The 673-nt window shown below is 69.7% G+C and carries 1 protein-coding gene and 1 pseudogene; both read left to right on the top strand.

Features of this window, described 5'->3' with window-relative positions; translation table 11 throughout:
* A partial coding sequence (locus tag D3D02_RS18280) for a proton-conducting transporter membrane subunit (RefSeq protein WP_304999797.1) occupies positions 1-343 on the top strand: 343 nt, incomplete at its 5' end.
* A 149-nt stretch (positions 344-492) separates the two neighbouring features.
* A pseudogene (locus D3D02_RS18285) lies at positions 493-673 on the top strand (hypothetical protein); the annotation flags it as partial.

A 673-nucleotide genomic window follows, 5' to 3' on the forward strand; every position in this document is an offset into this window, starting at 1 on the left:
CGTCGCGATGGCCGTGTTCATGTTCTCGCTCGCGGGGCTCCCGCCGTTCGCCGGGTTCTTCTCGAAGTACTTCCTGTTCCAGGCGGCCATCGACAACGGCTTCCTGTGGCTGGCCGGCCTCGGCGCGGTCAACAGCGTCGTCTCGCTGTACTACTACAGCCGGGTCGTGAAGGCGCTGTTCCTCGACGACCCCGAGTCGCCGAGCGCGCTCGACGCGATCGACGTGCGGCCGACGGCGCTGTACGCCGCGGTCGTCTTCGCGGCGGTCGCGACGGTGCTGCTCCTGCCCGGCTTCGGCCCCGTCATCGAGACGGCCGAGGCGGCGGCGTCGGCGCTGTTCTAGAGCGGCCGCGGACCCGCTTTTTTCGACGCGTCTCACGCCCTAGCGACGGCGCCGACCGTCGCGGCGTCGGACCGACGCGGCGGCTTTCGATCGGCGACCCGCGCGCCGGCGCCCACAGATACTCGTCCGTTCGGCCCCTCCGTACGGTCGTGTCCCGGACTCGCACCTACCGGTGTCGGAACTGCCTCGACGAGACCGTCACGCGCTCGTTCGACACCTCTCACCTCTCGATGACCTGTCCGAGCTGCGGGTCGTTCGAGCGGTTCGCGAACGAGGCGGTGATCGAGCGGTTCGAGTCGTTCGAGGCGTCGCCGCCCTCGGAACTCGACT

The organism is Halobellus sp. Atlit-38R (assembly GCF_003665925.1).
GTDB lineage: Archaea > Halobacteriota > Halobacteria > Halobacteriales > Haloferacaceae > Haloquadratum > Haloquadratum inordinatus.